Here is a 16,195-nt window from a genome sequence, read left to right on the forward strand (position 1 = left end):
GCCGGGCCATGCCCGGCGAGCGCAGCGGTCTGCCGGCCATCCGCCGGGCATGGCCCGGCGCTACCGTCAGCCGAACTCGAAGTTCATCACCGGTGCTGCCGGCCCGACGAAATCGCCCTGCACGTAATCCACGCCGGCACTGAACAGCAGGGTCATCGAGTTGGCGTCGCTGACGAATTCGGCGATGGTGCGGATGCCTGCCTCCTGCGCACGCGCGGTGATCTGGCTGATCCGGTCGATGTTCTCGCGGGTTGCGGCCAGGTCGCTGGTGAAGCCGCGATCGAGCTTGAGGAACTGCGGCTGGAAGTGTGCCAGCAGCTGGAACGAATCCAGGCCCGAACCGAACTGCTCCAGGCCGATCCGGCAACCCAGCGGTGCCACCTCGGCGAGGAACTGCTGGGCGCTGCGCAGGTGGGTGAATACCTTGGCCTCCGGCGCATGCAGCCACAGCCGCTCGCCGGGCACAGCGTGGGCCTGCAGCTGCTGGCGCAGCGTGGCGATCATCTTCGGATCGTCGAAGGACTCCGGGGTGACCTTCACCAGTACCTGCGTGGGATGACCACTGCGCGCGCGCGCGCCCAGCACGGCAATTGCCTGCGACACCACCCAGCGGTTGATGTCCGCCAGCAGGCCATGCTCTTCTGCAATGCCAAGGAACGCGGTGGGGCTCAGCAGCTCACCGTTGTGTTCCAGCCGCAGGTACGCCTCGTACAGCTCCAGCGGCTCACCCTGCAGGTTCAGCACCGGCTGGTAGTGCAGCTGGAATCCATCGCCGTCCAGCGCTTCGCGGATCCGCGCCACCCAGCGCTGCACGCGCTCCTCTTCGACCCGGTCGACCGCCGCCGGATCGAAGATGCGGCAGGTGTTGCCCAGCGCGGCTGCAGCCTGGGTGCATTCGCTGGCACGGGCCAGCACCTGGCCGATGCTGGCGATCTTCTCGCCCACCTGCACGCCGCCGATGCTGACCGTCACCGTGGCCGAACGTGCGCCGATGCTGAAGACGTGCGCCGCGTAGGCCTCGCGGATGCGCTCGGCCAGGGCCACGGTCTGCGCGTAGGGGCCGGCCTGCAGTACCGCGAAGCTGTGCTCGCCGAACCGCGCCAGCTGCGCGTCGTCACCGGCAACCTCGGCCAGCAGCGCGGCGAGCGCACCGATCAGGGTGTCGGCCGACGCCAGCCCGATATCCGGAATCAGCCGCGCATAGTGGTCGGGCTCGACCATCAGCAGGCCGAACTGGCCCTCGCTGCGGCCGGCCTGGGCCACGGCATCCTCGACCTGCAGCATGAACGTGGGGCGGTTGAGCAGGCCGGTCACCTGGTCGCGCTGGCGCAGGTCCTCGACCTCGCGCGCCAGCTCCGGGTCGAATTCCATGCGGCGGCGGAACACCACCTGCAGGCAGGACTCGCCCTCGTAGGTGGCGGCGGTGAACTCCATCGTCGCCGGAAAGGCACTGCCGTCCTGGTGGCGCGCATCGAGCTGGTACTGCGGTGGCGGCGCTTCGCCGCGGCTGAGTGATTTCAGCAGCTGCTTGAAGTCGTCCACGTGCTGGGCAGCAACCATGTCCAGCAGCGAGATGCCTTCGACGTCCTCGAAATCCTCGTAGCCGAACATTTCCAGATAGGCATCGTTGGCGCGGATGTGCATGCCCTCGTGCACGTAGGCGATCGGGTCGCGCGAGGAGGCGATCAGCGCATCGCAGCGGCGCTCGGTCTCGCGCATCTGCGCCTCGATCCGGCGCAGGCCGCGGCGCGCCTGCAGGTCGACCCACTGGTCGCGGACCACGGCCAGCAGGTGCTCGGGGCGCTGGCGCAGGGCGAGGGCACGGATGCCGTTGCTGCTGGCCTGCACCAGTTCGTCCTCGTCGATGCGCTCGGCCAGCAGCACCAACGGAATGTCCTTGCCGCTGGCGGCGATGTGCTGGGCCACCAACGGCAGCGGCAGGCCCTGCGACGGACCGGCCAGTACCAGATCGATCGCCTGGCTGGACAGCACCTGCGACAGTTCGGCCGAATCCTGCGGGCGCCAGGGGCGCACGGCGATGCCGCTGTTGCGCAGGGTGCTGACGATGGCTTCGGCGTTCTCGCCGCTGTCATCGACGATCAGCAGGCGGATGGTGATGTCGTTCGCGTTCTGCATGCACTGCTCCCCAATCTGCAAATCTAGATACACGATGCACGTCGGCGCGTCCATGTGCGCACCACCTGCGTGCCCGGAACGGCGATGCGGTTCACACCACGCTGCCGGCGGCGTGGCCGCTGGCCCAGGCCCACTGGAAGTTGTAGCCGCCCAGCCAGCCGGTCACGTCCAGCACTTCACCCACGAAATGCAGGCCGGGCACGCGCTTGGATTCCAGCGTTGCCGAGGAAACCTCGGCGGTATCGACGCCGCCCAGGGTCACCTCGGCGGTGCGGTAGCCTTCGGTCCCGCTGGCGACCAGCGGGAATTCCGCCAGCAGCTGCGCGGCCCTGCGCAGGTCCGGCTCGTCCAGCTGGCGCACCGGCCGGTCCGGCAGCCAGTGCTCGCACAGGCGTTGGGCCAGGCGCTTGGGCAGCACCTCGGCCAGCACCGTGCGCAGCTCGGCGGCGGGGCGCTCGCGTTTCATCCGGCGCAGCCACTCGCCGGCATCCTGCCCGGGCAGCAGGTCCAGGGTGAGGGCGTCGCCGGGTTGCCAGTACGAAGAGATCTGCAGGATCGCCGGTCCGCTCACGCCGCGGTGGGTCAGCAGCATGAAGTTGCGGAACTGCGTGCCATTGCAGCTGGCTTCCACCGGCAGGGCGACGCCGCTGAGCTCGGCCAGCCGCTCCTGGTGGGTGCCGCTGAGGGTCAGCGGCACCAGCCCGGCGCGGGTGGGCAGTACCTGGTGGCCGAACTGGCGCGCGATCTCATAGCCGAAGCCGGTGGCGCCCAGGCTGGGAATGGACAGGCCACCGGTGGCCACCACCAGCGATGCACAGTGGAACAGGCCGTGCGTGGTGTGCACGCGGAAGCCATCGCTGGCGTGTTCGATGCGTTCGACGCTGCACTGGGTGCGTATCTGCACCCCGGCCTGCTGGCACTCGTCGACCAGCATCCTGACGATCTGCTTGGATGAGATATCGCAGAACAGCTGGCCCAGTTCCTTTTCGTGATAGGCGATGCTGTGCCGCTCGACCATCTCGATGAAGTGATACGGCGAGTAGCGCGCCAGCGCCGACTTGCAGAAGTGCGGGTTGGCCGACAGGAAGTTGGCCGGGGTGGTGCCGGTATTGGTGAAGTTGCAGCGCCCGCCACCGGACATCAGGATCTTCTTGCCGATCTTGTTGGCGTGGTCGATCACCTGCACCTGGCGACCGCGCTGGCCGGCGGTGATGGCGGTCATCAGCCCGGCCGCGCCGGCGCCGATCACCAGCACGTCGCTGCGGATCGTGCTCATGCCTTCGCGCGCTTGCGCCAGTCGGGGATGACGTCAAGCTGCATATCATCGTTGAGCAGCTGCACTTCGCCGTCCTGGATCAGCACGCTCCAGCGCATCGCGCGCTGGATCTGCTGGCCCCAGCGTTCGACGAAGTCACCGTCCAGCTGCAGTACCGACAGGTTGTCGAAGCGGGCCAGCCCCTTGCCCTGCTTCTGCCACCAGATGTCCGAGGCGTTGCCGCCATAGTTCACCACCTGCACCTGGCGGCTGCGGTTGCTCGCCTTGCGGATGCGTGACTCGTCCGGATGACCCAGATCGATCCACTGCAGGATGTCGCCGGTGTAGTCGTGTTCCCACAGGTCCGGCTCGTCGTCGGTGCTCAGGCCGCGGCCGAATTCCAGGCGGTCGCCCGCGTTCAGGGCAAAGGCAAGCAGACGCACCATCAGGCGTTCGTCGGTCTCGGACGGATGCTGGGCCAGGGTCAGGTTGTGGGTCGCGTAGTAACCGCGGTCCATGTCGCTGATCTGCAGTTCGGCCTTGCGGATGGTGGCGGTGAGGGCCATGAAGATCCAGGGGGGTAAAGACCGTCAATGATAGAGGTTTGCCCTCGGGGTGTCCGGTGCAGGGGTGTCTGCCGGGCGTGATCGATGGCACCCTGCCAGCCTTGACGACCCCGCAGGCGCCTGCCGCATGTTCCGTTCCCGCCCACGCCGCCACGGCGACGCTGCCCCCTTCCGCTGCCGGTTCGTCCGGGCCGGCGGCCGCAGCGCATGACCGCGCCCAGTCGTCTGCAGTTGCCGCCCGGCGACTGGAGCACGCTGCTGGACGGGCTGTGCGCGCGTTTTCCCCGCATCGACCGTGCACAGTGGGAGAGCCGCTTCGTGCGTGGCCGGGTGCTGGATGCGGAGGGGCGGGTGCTGGCAGCGGCCATGCCGTGGCAGGTCGGGCTGGAGATCCAGTACTTCCGCGAAGTTGCCGATGAGCCGGTGATCGCCGCGGCCGAGTCCATCCTCTACCAGGACGAGCACCTGCTGGTGGCCGACAAGCCCCACTTCCTGCCGGTCACGCCTGCCGGCCGATTCGTCCAGCAGACGCTGCTGGCACGCCTGGTTGCCCGCACCGGAAACACGGATCTGGTGCCCCTGCACCGGTTGGACCGGCTCACGGCCGGGCTGGTGTTGTTCTCGACGCAACCGGCATCGCGCGATGCCTATCAGCGCCTGTTCCGCGAGCGCCGCATCGAAAAAACCTACCAGGCGCTGGCACCCGCATTGCCGGCACTCCGCTTTCCATTGCAGCGGCACAGCCGGTTGCAGCCGGGGGAGCCGTTCTTCCGCATGACCGAAGCCGCCGGTGACGCCAACGCACGGACGGTGATCGAGGTGATCGAGGCAGACGGCCCCATCTGGCGCTACCGGCTGACACCGGAGACGGGGCGCAAGCACCAGCTGCGCGTGCATATGGCGATGCTGGGCGCGCCGATCCTGGGGGACGATCTGTATCCGCAGGTGCTGCAGGGCGGACCGGACCCCTGCGCGAACCCGCAACCGCTGCAACTGCTGGCGCAGGCGCTGGCCTTCGACGACCCGTTGAGCGGACAGCGGCGCGGCTTCAGCAGTGCGCAGGCGCTGCACCTCCCCGGCTAGCGGCCCCGAGGGTAGCGGCGGTCAGCGGGCAGGGCGGCGCGCCAGCCAGCGGTCCAGCTCGGCGGCGAACAGCTGGCGGTCGCGTGCGCCCAGCGGCGGTGGCCCCCCGGTCTGCACGCCGGCACCCCGCAGCTCCTCCATGAAATTGCGCATCGACAGGCGTTCGGCCATGTTGTCGGGGGTGTACAGCTGGCCACGCGGGTTCAGGGCCACCGCCTTCTTTTCCAGCACCAGGGCGGCCAGCGGGATGTCCTGGGTAACCACCAGGTCACCGGCTGCGACCCGCTCGACAATCGCGCTGTCGGCCACGTCCAGGCCCTGCGGCACCTGGATCGAGCGCAGCCAGCGCGAGGGTGGGGTGCGGATCCATTGGTTGGCGACCAGGGTCAGTTCCACTCCGACCCGTTCAGCTGCCCGGAACAGGATGTCGCGAATAACAACAGGGCAGGCGTCGGCATCGACCCAGATGCGGGGAGAGGCGGGTTCAGCTTGGGTTTCAGCTTCAGTCATCCACCCAGTGTAGGGTAGGAAAAACCTGAATGGGGACTCGGGTTTAGCCCCGATCCGCTGAAAGCCCTTGTCGCGCCTAGCGGGCCGGGCATTGCCGCTGAATATCAGGGCTATCGCTTTTTGCACAAAACACGCGTATCGTTCGACCCACTGTGTTTGCTAGGGTCACCGTGAATCGTGGCCTGGTGCAGTTGATCTCACGATCCGCTCATCGATCCGCTTTACCAACGCCTGCAACTCAGTCTCGGCCCCGATACCCGGTGGCTGCGATTTTTTTCAACATGTGTTTCAGGAGTTAGTAACTATGTCTGATCGTCAGACCGGCACCGTCAAGTGGTTCAACGACGCCAAGGGCTTCGGCTTCATCACCCCGGAAAGCGGCCCGGACCTGTTCGTGCATTTCCGCGCGATCCAGGGCACCGGCTTCAAGACCCTGCAGGAAGGCCAGAAGGTTACCTTCGTCGCCGTCCAGGGTCAGAAGGGTATGCAGGCTGACCAGGTGCAGGCGGTCTAATCCGTCTGCTACCGCTGGGTAGCCAGAACGCCGGGAGCGCAAGCTCCCGGCGTTTTTTGTTGCCCGTCATTTCGCGCGCGACTCGACAGGGGCCATGCAGCGGTCCGCGTTACCATCACGCTCCCCCTGCTGCGGAACCCCTCATGCGCATCGTCCATCATCTGGAAAACTCCCGTTCGCTGCGCGTGCTGTGGATGCTGGAAGAACTGGGCCTGGACTACGAACTGCGGCGCTACCCGCGCGACCCTAAGACGCTCCTCGCGCCGCCGGAGCTGCGCCAGGTGCACGCGCTGGGCAAGGCGCCGGTGCTGCAGGATGGCGAGCTGATCCTGGCCGAATCGGGGGCCATCCTCGACTATCTTGCCGACCGCTACGACCTGCAGCGCCAGCTGTCGCCACCGCCGGTACCGGCCGATGCTGCCGAGCGCATCGACTACCGCTACTGGCTGCATTACGCCGAAGGCTCGGCGATGCCGCCGATGCTGCTGACCCTGGTGATGGGCCGCATCCGCAGCGCGCCGATGCCGTTCTTCGCGCGTCCGATCGCCCGCAGCATCGCCGACAAGGCCGAGCGCGGGTTTGTCGGTCCGCAGCGGCGCCTGCACCTGGACTGGATGGAGCGTCGCCTGGCCGAAAGCCCGTGGTTCGCCGGCGAACGCTTCACCGCGGCGGATATCCAAATGAGTTTCCCGATCCAGGCGGCGGCGGCCCGTGGGCGCGGCCTGGACGACAGGCCGGCGCTGCGCGGCTTCCTCAAGCGCATCGGCGAACGGCCTGCCTACCAGCGCGCGGAGGCACAGGGCGGCGCGCTGCAGGCCCTGCGCGGCGATTGAGGATCGCGGTGGCCGCCCCCATCCTGTGCCCATGGATACTGCCGCCCCCCGTTTCGACAACCGCCTGCTGAGCCTGCTGCCGGGCGATCCCGAAGCCGGTCCGCGCCGCCGCGAGGTGCTGGGCGCGGCCTGGTCGGCGGTGATGCCGACCCCGGTGGCGGCACCCGCGCTGCTCGCTTGGTCGCCCGACGTGGCTGCGCTGCTGGGCTTTGATGACGCCGACGTGGCCAGCGATGATTTCGCCCAGGTGTTCGGCGGCAATGCGCTGTACGCGGGCATGCAGCCGTGGGCGGCCAACTACGGCGGGCATCAGTTCGGTCACTGGGCAGGGCAGCTCGGCGATGGGCGCGCGATCTCGCTGGGCGAACTGGTCGCCGCCGATGGCCGGCACTGGGAGCTGCAGCTGAAGGGAGCCGGGCCGACGCCATACTCGCGTGGCGCCGACGGGCGCGCGGTGCTGCGCTCGTCCATCCGCGAATTCCTGTGCAGCGAAGCCATGCATCATCTGGGCGTGCCGACCACGCGCGCCCTGTCGCTGGTCGGTACCGGCGAGGACGTGGTGCGAGACATGTTCTACGACGGGCATCCCCGCGCCGAGCCGGGCGCGGTGGTCTGCCGGGTCTCTCCGTCGTTCCTGCGCTTCGGTTCGTTCGAGCTGCCCGCTTCGCGCGGTGAGACCGCACTGCTGCAGCAGCTGGTCGATGCGTGCATCGCCCGGGATTTCCCGGAGCTGCAGGGGCAGGGTGAGGCGCTGTACGGCGACTGGTTCGCGCAGGTCGCGGTGCGGACCGCTGAGATGATCGCGCACTGGATGCGCGTGGGCTTCGTGCACGGGGTGATGAACACCGACAACCTGTCCGTGCTCGGCCTCACGCTCGACTACGGTCCGTATGGCTGGGTGGAGGATTTCGATCCGGACTGGACGCCCAACACCACCGATGCGCAGGGCCGCCGCTACCGCTTCGGCACCCAGCCGCAGGTGGCGTACTGGAACCTCAACCGGCTTGCACAGGCGCTGTCGCCGCTGTTCGCCGACGTGGCGCCACTGCAGGCGGGGCTGGCCGCCTACCAGGCCACCTTCGTGGCCTGCACCCGTCGCGACGCCGCTGCCAAGCTCGGCCTGGCCGCTGCCGATGACGCCGACCTGCAGCTGTACCAGCGCTGGCAGCAGCTGATGCAGGACGGCGCGATGGACATGACCCTGGCCTGGCGTGCGCTGATGCGCATCGATCCCGCAGCGCCGGAGCGTGCGGTGCTGGACGCGGTGTACTACGACGCCGAACGCCAACAGGCAGTGCAGGCACCCTTGCAGCAGTGGCTGCAGGACTACGCGGCGCGGTTGCAGGCCGATCCGCTGTCGGCCAGTGCACGCGCGACGAAGATGGCCGCGGCCAATCCGCTGTACGTCCTGCGCAACTGGCTGGCCCAGGAAGCCATCGATCGTGCCGAGCAGGGCGACATGGAGGGAGTGCGTGTGCTGCAGGAGGTGCTGCGCGATCCGTACACCGAACGCGCCGGGCTGGAGCACTTCGCCGGCAAGCGCCCGGCGTGGGCTGACAACCGCGCCGGCTGCTCGATGCTGTCCTGCAGTTCCTAGCGCCCGCCAGGGCTGGGCCCTGTACCCGCGAGGCTGCGGCCAACGCCAAAGCGGCTCTGGATTGCCGATCCCCGCCATCGACAGATCCGCGCTGATGGTGGGATGGGGCCGGCGAGATCGACGGCCTGCGCGGGTGCTTTTCGTTCAATGCCTGCGCGGTCGCCTCTGCGGGAGGCGGGCGCATCCCGGCCGTTACCCCTTATCAGGCAGGCGGCGCCGGGAACGGGTACCCTATGCCGCCATCAGACAACCGAATCGCCATGACCGACGCCATCGTCGCTCCGCAGTGGGCCTCGCGCCTGCGCGACATCGCTGACTTCCCCAAGCCGGGCATCCTGTTCAAGGACATCATGCCGCTGCTGGCTCACCGCGAGGACTTCCGCGGCGCGATCACGGCGATGGCCGATCGTTGGCGCGGGCAGCAGCTGGACGCCATCGTCGGCATCGAATCGCGGGGCTTCATCCTGGGCGCTGCGATGGCGCTGGAGCTGGGCGTGGGCTTCGTGCCGGTGCGCAAGCCGGGCAAGCTGCCGGGCAAGGTGCTGCGCGAGGAATACACCCTGGAGTACCGCAGCGACTGCATCGAGGTGCATGCCGATGCGCTGCCGGCCGGTGCGCGCGTGGCGCTCATCGATGACGTGCTGGCCACCGGCGGTACCCTGGTGGCCGCGCTGTCGCTGGTGCGCCGGCTGGGCGTGCAGGTGGTCGGCGCCGGCGTGCTGGTCGAACTCGATGGCCTGGGTGGCCGTGGCCGCTGGGACGCGGATCTGCCGCTGCACACCGAGCTGGTGTTCTGAACCTCGTCGCCGGGCAGGGCCCGGCGCTACCCACGGCATGCAGGTAGCGCCGGGCCATGCCCGGCCGATGCCCTGGCGGTTACATCATCCGCACGCGGAAACGACGGCCCTTGATCTTGCCGGCCTCCAGCTTTGCCACGGCCTTGTTGGCCTGCTCGCGGGCGATCGCCACGTAGGAGCGGGTCGGGAAGATCGCGATCTTGCCGATGTGCTTGCCCGACAGGCCGGCATCGCCGGTCAGCGCTCCGAGGATGTCACCGGCGCGCAGCTTGTCGGTCTTGCCGCCATCGATGCGCAGGGTGCGCATTGCCGCCTGCGGCAGTTCGGCCGGGCGCGAGGTCGCCAGCGGGGTCTTCTGCCAGTCCAGCGCTTCACCACGCTGTGCTTCGATGGCCTCGGCGCGGCTTTTCTCGCGGCCCGCCACCAGGCTGATCGCCAGGCCGCTGGCGCCGGCACGGCCGGTACGCCCCACGCGGTGCTGGTAGCTCTCGACGTCGGTCGGCAGCTCGTAGTTGATCACCGCGGCCAGCTCTTCCACGTCCAGCCCGCGTGCGGCGACGTCGCTGGCAACCAGCACGTTGCAGCTGCGGTTGGCCAGGCGCAGCAGCACCTCTTCGCGATCGCGCTGTTCCATGTCGCCATGCAGGGCGAGTGCGGAGAAGCCGAACTGCTGCAGGGAGTTGGCCACTTCGTCCACGTCCTTGCGGGTGTTGCAGAACACCACCGCCGATTCGGGCGTGTACTTCAGCAGCAGGCCGGCCAGTGCCTTCTGCCGGTGTGCCGGTTCGACTTCGCAGAACAGGTGGCGGATGGCCGGCGCCTGGTCCGCGCCGTCCACGGTCACTTCCAGCGCATCGCGGAGCAGGTCGCGGGCCATCGCGCGGATGCTGTCGGGGAAGGTGGCCGAGAACAGCAGGCTCTGCCGATCGCGGTGGGTGCGCCCGGCGATTTCGCGGATGGGTTCTTCGAACCCCATGTCGAGCATGCGGTCTGCCTCATCCAGCACCAGCGTACGCACCGCGCCCAGGTTCAGCGCGCGCTTGCGGGCCAGTTCCTGCACGCGGCCGGGCGTGCCGACCACCACATGCGGATCGTGGCCTTCCAGTGATGCCAGCTGCGGGCCCAGCGGCACACCGCCGACCAGCAGCAACAGCTTCAGGTTGGGAATGCCGGTGGCCAGCTTGCGGATCTGCTTGGCGACCTGGTCGGCCAGCTCGCGGGTCGGGCACAGCACCAGTGCCTGCACGCGGATCAGGCTGGGGTCGATGCTCTGCAGCAGGCCCAGGCCGAACGCAGCGGTCTTGCCGCTGCCGGTGGGCGCCTGCGCGATCACATCGCGGCCATCGAGAATGGCGGGCAGGCTCTGCGCCTGGATCGGCGTGAGGGTGGTGTAGCCGAGGGCATCCAGGCCGGGCTGCAGGGCCGGGCTCAGCGGCAGGGTCGAAAAGTCAGTCATGGCGCATTGTACCCGTCCACAAGGCAGGTCCCGCTGCGGCGCTCTTCCTCCACGCAGGGCGTGGAGCTGCCACGGCGACGCTGCCTGTCCCTCAGCCCAGCAGCGCCAGCACCGCCTGATGGATGGCCAGGCCACCGAACAGCAGCCAGGCGAACAGGATCAGCGCCAGCAGCAGCGGCTTCAACCCGGCCTGGCGCAGCGCCGAGACGTGCGTGGTCAGCCCCAGCGCGGCCATCGCCATCGCCAGCAGCACCGTATCCAGTTGCACCAGCCCGGCCTGCAGGCCGGCCGGCAGCAGGTGCAGCGAGTTGAACCCGGCCACCGCCACGAAACCGAAGGCGAACCACGGCACCACGATGCGCGGCCTGCTGCTGTCAGCGCTGGCCTTGCCGCCACGCGCCAGCCACAGTGACAGCGCGACCAGGAACGGTGCCAGCAGCATCACCCGCACCATCTTGGTGATCACCGCCGTGTCGGCCGCCGCTTCGTTGACCGCGCGGCCGGCCGCCACCACCTGTGCCACTTCATGCACCGTCGCACCGGTGAACAGGCCGTACTGCCGCGCGTCCATCGCCAGCCAGCCGTGCGACTGCACCAGTGCATACAGCGCCGGATACAGGAACATCGCCAGCGTGCCGAACACCACCACCGTAGAGACCGCGACGGTGACCTGCGCCGCGCGGCCACGCACCACCGGTTCGGCGGCCATCACCGCCGCCGCACCGCAGATCGCGCTGCCGGCACCGATCAGCATGGCGGCCTCGCGCTCCATCCGGAACACACGCATGCCCAGCCAGCAGGCCAGTCCAAAAGTGCTGGCGACCACCAGCGCGTCCATCAGCACGCCGGTGACGCCGACCTGGCCGATGTCCTGGAAGGTCAGGCGCAGGCCGTACAGCACGATGCCGGCGCGCAGCAGCCAGTGCTTGGAAAAGCCGACGCCGGCCGTGCTGCCCGGTGCCAGCCGCGGGTAGAAGGTGTTGCCGACCACGATGCCGGCAACGATCGCCACGGTCAGCGCGCTCAGGCCATGTGCCTGCAGCCAGGGCAGCTCGGCCAGGTACAGCGATGCGGCCGCCACCAGGCCGACCAGCAGCAGGCCGGGCAGGCGCGGCTGCCAGCGCTGGCGCAGGGCGGGCAGGGACCAGGGGGAGAGAGCGGGGGCGTTCATGGCGGGAGGAGGGCTTGGGGTGACGATGCAAGCCTGCGCCCGTGCACATGACCTGTAAAACGAATAATATGGGTGAAAACTACCTGATAAGCGGGTAATTGCCATGCGCCTGACATTGCGCCAGCTGCAGGTCTTCGTCGCCATCGCCGACCATGGCAGCACCACGGCCGCCGGTCAGGCCATCGCCCTCTCGCAGTCGGCCAGCAGTGCCGCCCTGCAGGAGCTGGAGGCGCACTTTGGCACCCCACTGTTCGACCGCATCGGTCGCCGGCTGGTCCTCAATGGTCATGGCCGGGCGCTGCTGGAGCCGGCGCGCGCGCTGCTGGTCAACGCCGCCGACCTGGAGCGCCATCTGGCTGCGGGGGGAGACCTGGCGCAGGGCGCGCCGCTGCGGCTTGTACTGGCCGCCAGCACCACCATCGGCAACTACCTGCTGCCGCCGCGCATCGCCGAGCTGCTGCGGCGGGCGCCACAGGCCGAGGTCGACCTGCGCATCGACAACAGCGCCGGCGTGGTCGCCGCCGTGCAGCGGCTGGACGTGGACGCAGGGCTGATCGAAGGCCCGTGCCACGAACGCGGCCTGCAGGTCACGGCCTGGCAGCAGGACCCGCTGGTGATCGTGGCGGCTGCGGATGAGCCCCCGCGCTGGACGCTGGATGAACTTCGTGGCGCACGCTGGCTGCTGCGTGAGCCCGGTTCGGGCACCCGCGAGGCCGTAGAGCAGGCCTTGCTGCCGCACCTGCGCGGATTCGCCCAGACCCTGCAGCTGGGCAATACCGAAGCCATCAAGCAGGCCGCCATCGCCGGCCTCGGCCTGGCCTGCCTGTCGCGTCATGCGCTGGAAGAGCCGCTGGCCCTGGGCCGCCTGCGCGTGCTCGAGACCCCGCTGCCCGCCCTGCAACGCACCCTGTGGCTGGTACGCCACCCGGGCAAGCAATGGCTGCCGGGGTTGCAGGCGTTGTTGGGGGAGGTGGGGTAGCCCATCCGGTTCCGCGTGGATTCCCTCCATCGACACTTCCTGCGGCGCTCATCCACGCATGGCGTCGATCTACCGTGTCGACCAGGGTCGACACCCACCCGCGCCGACCCGCCTGCCACCGTAAGCCGCTTCGGCTGTTGCTTCGGCCGTTGCCTCTGCGGGTGCCGGCTGCAACCCGGCCGACCTCCCCAACCCGTACAATAGCCACATGCCTCTGATTACTCTGCAGAACGTCGACTTCAGCGTCGGCGGCCCGTTGTTGCTGGAAAAAGCCGAACTGTCGATCGAACCGGGTGAACGCATCGCCCTGATCGGCCGCAACGGCGCCGGCAAATCCACCCTGCTCAAGCTGCTGTCCGGCGACCACAAGCCCGATGACGGCGAAGTCCGCGTGCAGCAGGGCGTGCGCGTTACCCGCCTGGAGCAGGAAGTGCCGCATGGCGCGGCCGGCTCGGTGTTCGACGTGGTCGCCGATGGCCTCGGTGAACTGGGCCAATGGCTGGCCGAATTCCACCATCTCAGCCACGCCGAGGTGTTCGATGGCGAAGCGCTCGGCAACGTGCAGGCCAAGATCGACGCTGCCAACGGCTGGGGCCTGGACCAGCGCGTCAGCGAAACCCTGACCAAGCTCGACCTGGATGGCGAGGCCGAGTTCGGCCGCCTGTCCGGCGGCATGAAGCGCCGCGTGCTGCTGGCCCGTGCACTGGTCTCCAGCCCGGATGTGCTGCTGCTGGACGAACCGACCAACCACCTGGACATCGAGGCCATCGACTGGCTCGAAGCGTTCCTGAAGGGCTGGAGCGGCAGCGTGGTGTTCGTCACCCATGACCGCCGCTTCCTGCGCGCGCTGGCCACCCGCATCGTCGAGATCGACCGCGGCCAGGTCACCAGCTGGCCGGGCGACTGGGCCAATTACGAGCGCCGCCGCGAAGAGCGCCTGAACGCGCAGGCACAGGAGAACGCGCGTTTCGACAAGCTGCTGGCACAGGAAGAGGTCTGGATCCGCCAGGGCATCAAGGCCCGGCGTACCCGCGACGAAGGCCGCGTGCGTCGCCTGAAGGCGATGCGCGTGGAGCGCTCGCAGCGTCGTGACCTCAGCGGCAACGTCAAGATGGAAGCTGCGCAGGGCGTCAGCTCCGGCAAGAAGGTCATCGACGTCAAGGACATTTCGTTCGCCTTCGGCGAGCGCACCATGGTCCGTGACTTCACCACCACGATCATGCGCGGCGACCGCATCGGTCTGATCGGTCCCAACGGCAGCGGCAAGACCACGCTGTTGAAGCTGCTGCTGGGCGAACTGCAGCCGCAGAAGGGCGAGGTCAACGCAGGCACCAACCTGCAGATCGCCTATTTCGACCAGTACCGTGCCGTGCTGCGCGAAGACTGGAGTGCGATCGAGAACGTGGCCGAAGGCCGTGATTTCCTCGAATTCAACGGCAAGCGCAAGCACGTCCACGCGTACCTGCAGGACTTCATGTTCACCCCGGAGCGCGCGCGTGCGCCGATCACCCGGCTGTCCGGTGGCGAGCGCAACCGCCTGCTGCTGGCCAAGCTGTTCGCGCAGCCGTCCAACCTGCTGGTGATGGACGAACCGACCAACGACCTCGATGTGGAAACCCTGGAGCTGCTGGAAGAGCTGCTGGGCGAGTACACCGGCACCTTGCTGCTGGTCAGCCATGATCGTGACTTCATCGACAACGTGGTGACTTCCACGCTGGTGATGGAAGGCGACGGCGTGATCGGCGAGTACGTGGGCGGCTACAGCGACTGGCAGCGTTATGCGGCCAGCATCGCGGCGCCTGCCGCGGCCCCGGCGGCCAAGCCCGCGGCGGCCGCACCGGCTGTCACGGCTGCGGCTCCTGCGGCCGCGCCCAAGCGCAAGCTGGCCTACAAGGAGGCACGCGAACTGGAGCAGCTGCCGAAGACCATCGAAAAGCTGGAAGGCGATGTCGAAGGGCTGACCGCAGCGATGAACGACCCGTCGTTCTATACCCGCACCAGCGCCGAAGTGACCGCGCATACCCAGCAGCTGGCCAAGGTGCAGGCCGAGTTGGATGCCGCGTACGCGCGCTGGGAAGAGCTGGAAGGCTGAGCGGCCACAAGAGGGTAGCGCGGGGCCATGCCCCGCGAGCGCACAGCGCGGCGCCTTGGCGGTTCCGCCGGGCACGGCCCGGCGCTACCGGGAATGCGTGGCCGCCGCACCGCACATGACCCGGAATGCGGCCACCGCACCGCACATGACCCGGAATGCGGTAGCGCGGGGCCATGCCCCGCGAGCGCGCAGCGCGGCGCCTTGGCTGTTCCGCCGGGCACGGCCCGGCGCTACCGGGAATGCAAGGGCGCCCGTGCGCCCTGATCCTATTTGACCCCGTGCAGATCCCGCAGCTGGCTCGGCCGGCTGCCGAAGTACGCGGCGAGATCGGCGATGTCCTGGTCGCTCAGGTCCGTCGCCTGCGGTGTCATCAACGCATGCTGGCGGTCGCCTGCCCGGTATGCCTGCAGCGCGTGCGCCAGGTAGTCGCCATACTGGCCGCCCAGCTTGGGGTAGGTCGGGTCGATCGGCGCGTTGCCGTCGGCACCGTGGCAATCGATGCAGCTCTGGTTGGTCGCCTTGCCCTTCACCTTGGCCCGCGCTTCACCGGCGGCCTCGCGGCCCGGCGGCAGGCCGGCCGAGGAAGAAGAGCCGTGTTCACCACTGGCGTGACCGGGGTCGCCGGCTGATTTTTCACTGCTTTCCACCTGCGATTGCGAGCAGGCCGCCAGCAGCAGGGCAACGGACAGGGCGATGGCATGACGCAGTGGATGCGCGGCTTTCGACATGGGCGGGCCTTACTTGACGGTGGACAGGTAAACAGCGAGATCGGCGATCTCCTGTTCGCTGAAACTCATCGACTGCGCCTGCATCGTCGGATGCCGGCGCTTGCCCTGCCGATACTCGGTCAGGGCCTGGGTCAGGTACTGCTGGCTCTGGCCACCGATCTTCGGTACCCGGTAACTGGGGTAGGCGTTCTTGTAACCGGTGATGCCGTGGCAGCCCTGGCAGGTGTAGGCCAGGACCCGGCCATTGTCGAAACTGCCGGCGGGCGCGGCGGGCGCGGCGGGCGCCGGCGTCGCGGCAGGAGCCGGGGCCGGTGCGGGTGCTGCAGGAGCGGGAGCGGGCTGTGCGGCGGCCCCAAAGGGCAGGAGGACGGCCAGAGCGAGACAAGCGGCGAGCGGCTGCGGGCGCATGGTGTCGTTTCCGGGGATTCGGGTCTGGTCGTTCCGGCGTGGGGTACGGAACGACCCGAGTATAGCCCCA

15 protein-coding genes are annotated in these 16,195 nt (G+C 68.6%); 7 read left to right on the plus strand and 8 right to left on the minus strand.

The genetic code is table 11. The annotated features are described in order from the left end of the window. Positions 1-66: 66 nt before the first annotated feature. The 3 genes from Q5Z10_RS09635 to Q5Z10_RS09645 all read right to left on the minus strand — a co-directional run bounded on the left by Q5Z10_RS09635 (position 67) and on the right by Q5Z10_RS09645 (position 3,957). Entirely contained in the window at positions 67-2,136 is a 2,070-nt protein-coding gene (locus tag Q5Z10_RS09635; protein WP_303638862.1) for a GGDEF/EAL domain-containing response regulator, read from the minus strand. Between the two features lie 91 nt (positions 2,137-2,227). After that, positions 2,228-3,412, minus strand: a complete 1,185-nt coding sequence (locus Q5Z10_RS09640; RefSeq protein ID WP_303638863.1) for a BaiN/RdsA family NAD(P)/FAD-dependent oxidoreductase — start codon at positions 3,410-3,412, stop codon at positions 2,228-2,230. Then, entirely contained in the window at positions 3,409-3,957 is a 549-nt protein-coding gene (locus Q5Z10_RS09645; protein ID WP_303638864.1) for a YaeQ family protein, read from the minus strand. The genes Q5Z10_RS09640 and Q5Z10_RS09645 overlap by 4 nt, the downstream gene beginning before the upstream one ends. A 207-nt stretch (positions 3,958-4,164) precedes the next feature. Between Q5Z10_RS09645 and Q5Z10_RS09650 the strand changes: the two genes are divergently transcribed. Further along, on the plus strand, positions 4,165-5,040 hold the full coding sequence (locus Q5Z10_RS09650; RefSeq protein WP_303638865.1) for a pseudouridine synthase: 876 nt from the start codon (positions 4,165-4,167) through the stop codon (positions 5,038-5,040). A gap of 21 nt (positions 5,041-5,061) precedes the next feature. On the opposite strand, the gene Q5Z10_RS09655 is transcribed toward Q5Z10_RS09650, so the two are convergent. Continuing rightward, positions 5,062-5,550: a YaiI/YqxD family protein gene (locus Q5Z10_RS09655; protein ID WP_303638866.1), complete on the minus strand. Its 489-nt coding sequence runs from the start codon at positions 5,548-5,550 to the stop codon at positions 5,062-5,064. Between the two features lie 304 nt (positions 5,551-5,854). On the opposite strand from Q5Z10_RS09655, the gene Q5Z10_RS09660 reads away from it, so the two are divergent. The 4 genes from Q5Z10_RS09660 (at position 5,855) to Q5Z10_RS09675 (ending at position 9,291) form a co-directional block, all read left to right on the plus strand. Then, positions 5,855-6,064, plus strand: coding sequence for a cold-shock protein (locus Q5Z10_RS09660; RefSeq protein WP_025875108.1), 210 nt, complete (start codon positions 5,855-5,857; stop codon positions 6,062-6,064). A 143-nt stretch (positions 6,065-6,207) separates the two neighbouring features. Continuing rightward, the gene (locus Q5Z10_RS09665; protein WP_303638867.1) at positions 6,208-6,897 is read left to right on the plus strand and encodes a glutathione S-transferase; all 690 of its coding nucleotides are present in this window, start codon (positions 6,208-6,210) and stop codon (positions 6,895-6,897) included. 31 nt (positions 6,898-6,928) lie between these two features. Beyond that, positions 6,929-8,494: a protein adenylyltransferase SelO gene (locus Q5Z10_RS09670; protein WP_303638868.1), complete on the plus strand. Its 1,566-nt coding sequence runs from the start codon at positions 6,929-6,931 to the stop codon at positions 8,492-8,494. A 260-nt stretch (positions 8,495-8,754) separates the two neighbouring features. Next, positions 8,755-9,291, plus strand: coding sequence for an adenine phosphoribosyltransferase (locus Q5Z10_RS09675; RefSeq protein ID WP_303638869.1), 537 nt, complete (start codon positions 8,755-8,757; stop codon positions 9,289-9,291). 79 nt (positions 9,292-9,370) lie between these two features. On the opposite strand, the gene dbpA is transcribed toward Q5Z10_RS09675, so the two are convergent. Continuing rightward, positions 9,371-10,747: an ATP-dependent RNA helicase DbpA gene (gene dbpA, locus Q5Z10_RS09680; RefSeq protein WP_303638870.1), complete on the minus strand. Its 1,377-nt coding sequence runs from the start codon at positions 10,745-10,747 to the stop codon at positions 9,371-9,373. 91 nt (positions 10,748-10,838) lie between these two features. After that, on the minus strand, positions 10,839-11,918 hold the full coding sequence (locus tag Q5Z10_RS09685) for a YeiH family protein (protein WP_303638871.1): 1,080 nt from the start codon (positions 11,916-11,918) through the stop codon (positions 10,839-10,841). Positions 11,919-12,021: 103 nt separating this feature from the next. Here Q5Z10_RS09685 and Q5Z10_RS09690 point away from each other — a divergent pair, with 103 nt between their 5' ends. Both Q5Z10_RS09690 and Q5Z10_RS09695 read left to right on the plus strand, forming a co-directional pair. Next, positions 12,022-12,897: a LysR family transcriptional regulator gene (locus Q5Z10_RS09690; RefSeq protein ID WP_303638872.1), complete on the plus strand. Its 876-nt coding sequence runs from the start codon at positions 12,022-12,024 to the stop codon at positions 12,895-12,897. Positions 12,898-13,105: 208 nt separating this feature from the next. Further along, positions 13,106-14,989 (plus strand): ATP-binding cassette domain-containing protein, encoded by a 1,884-nt coding sequence (locus tag Q5Z10_RS09695; RefSeq protein ID WP_303638873.1) that lies wholly within the window; start codon positions 13,106-13,108, stop codon positions 14,987-14,989. 266 nt (positions 14,990-15,255) lie between these two features. On the opposite strand, the gene Q5Z10_RS09700 is transcribed toward Q5Z10_RS09695, so the two are convergent. Beyond that, the gene (locus Q5Z10_RS09700; RefSeq protein WP_303638874.1) at positions 15,256-15,717 is read right to left on the minus strand and encodes a c-type cytochrome; all 462 of its coding nucleotides are present in this window, start codon (positions 15,715-15,717) and stop codon (positions 15,256-15,258) included. Positions 15,718-15,726: 9 nt separating this feature from the next. Further along, positions 15,727-16,125 carry a c-type cytochrome gene (locus Q5Z10_RS09705; RefSeq protein WP_303638875.1) on the minus strand — a complete coding sequence of 133 codons (399 nt, stop codon included), beginning with the start codon at positions 16,123-16,125 and terminating at the stop codon, positions 15,727-15,729. Between the last annotated feature and the right edge of the window lie 70 nt (positions 16,126-16,195).

Source organism: Stenotrophomonas sp. 704A1 (genome assembly GCF_030549525.1).
GTDB classification, from domain to species: domain Bacteria; phylum Pseudomonadota; class Gammaproteobacteria; order Xanthomonadales; family Xanthomonadaceae; genus Stenotrophomonas; species Stenotrophomonas tuberculopleuritidis.

Coding starts and splice junctions, on each gene's coding strand:
- Q5Z10_RS09705 (WP_303638875.1), bottom strand. CDS start 16,125: ATGCGCCCGCAGCCGCTCGCCGCTTGTCTCGCTCTGGCCGTCCTCCTG.
- Q5Z10_RS09645 (WP_303638864.1), bottom strand. CDS start 3,957: ATGGCCCTCACCGCCACCATCCGCAAGGCCGAACTGCAGATCAGCGAC.
- dbpA (WP_303638870.1), bottom strand. CDS start 10,747: ATGACTGACTTTTCGACCCTGCCGCTGAGCCCGGCCCTGCAGCCCGGC.
- Q5Z10_RS09640 (WP_303638863.1), bottom strand. CDS start 3,412: ATGAGCACGATCCGCAGCGACGTGCTGGTGATCGGCGCCGGCGCGGCC.
- Q5Z10_RS09650 (WP_303638865.1), top strand. CDS start 4,165: ATGACCGCGCCCAGTCGTCTGCAGTTGCCGCCCGGCGACTGGAGCACG.
- Q5Z10_RS09635 (WP_303638862.1), bottom strand. CDS start 2,136: ATGCAGAACGCGAACGACATCACCATCCGCCTGCTGATCGTCGATGAC.
- Q5Z10_RS09660 (WP_025875108.1), top strand. CDS start 5,855: ATGTCTGATCGTCAGACCGGCACCGTCAAGTGGTTCAACGACGCCAAG.
- Q5Z10_RS09685 (WP_303638871.1), bottom strand. CDS start 11,918: ATGAACGCCCCCGCTCTCTCCCCCTGGTCCCTGCCCGCCCTGCGCCAG.
- Q5Z10_RS09655 (WP_303638866.1), bottom strand. CDS start 5,550: ATGACTGAAGCTGAAACCCAAGCTGAACCCGCCTCTCCCCGCATCTGG.
- Q5Z10_RS09675 (WP_303638869.1), top strand. CDS start 8,755: ATGACCGACGCCATCGTCGCTCCGCAGTGGGCCTCGCGCCTGCGCGAC.
- Q5Z10_RS09665 (WP_303638867.1), top strand. CDS start 6,208: ATGCGCATCGTCCATCATCTGGAAAACTCCCGTTCGCTGCGCGTGCTG.
- Q5Z10_RS09700 (WP_303638874.1), bottom strand. CDS start 15,717: ATGTCGAAAGCCGCGCATCCACTGCGTCATGCCATCGCCCTGTCCGTT.
- Q5Z10_RS09690 (WP_303638872.1), top strand. CDS start 12,022: ATGCGCCTGACATTGCGCCAGCTGCAGGTCTTCGTCGCCATCGCCGAC.
- Q5Z10_RS09695 (WP_303638873.1), top strand. CDS start 13,106: ATGCCTCTGATTACTCTGCAGAACGTCGACTTCAGCGTCGGCGGCCCG.
- Q5Z10_RS09670 (WP_303638868.1), top strand. CDS start 6,929: ATGGATACTGCCGCCCCCCGTTTCGACAACCGCCTGCTGAGCCTGCTG.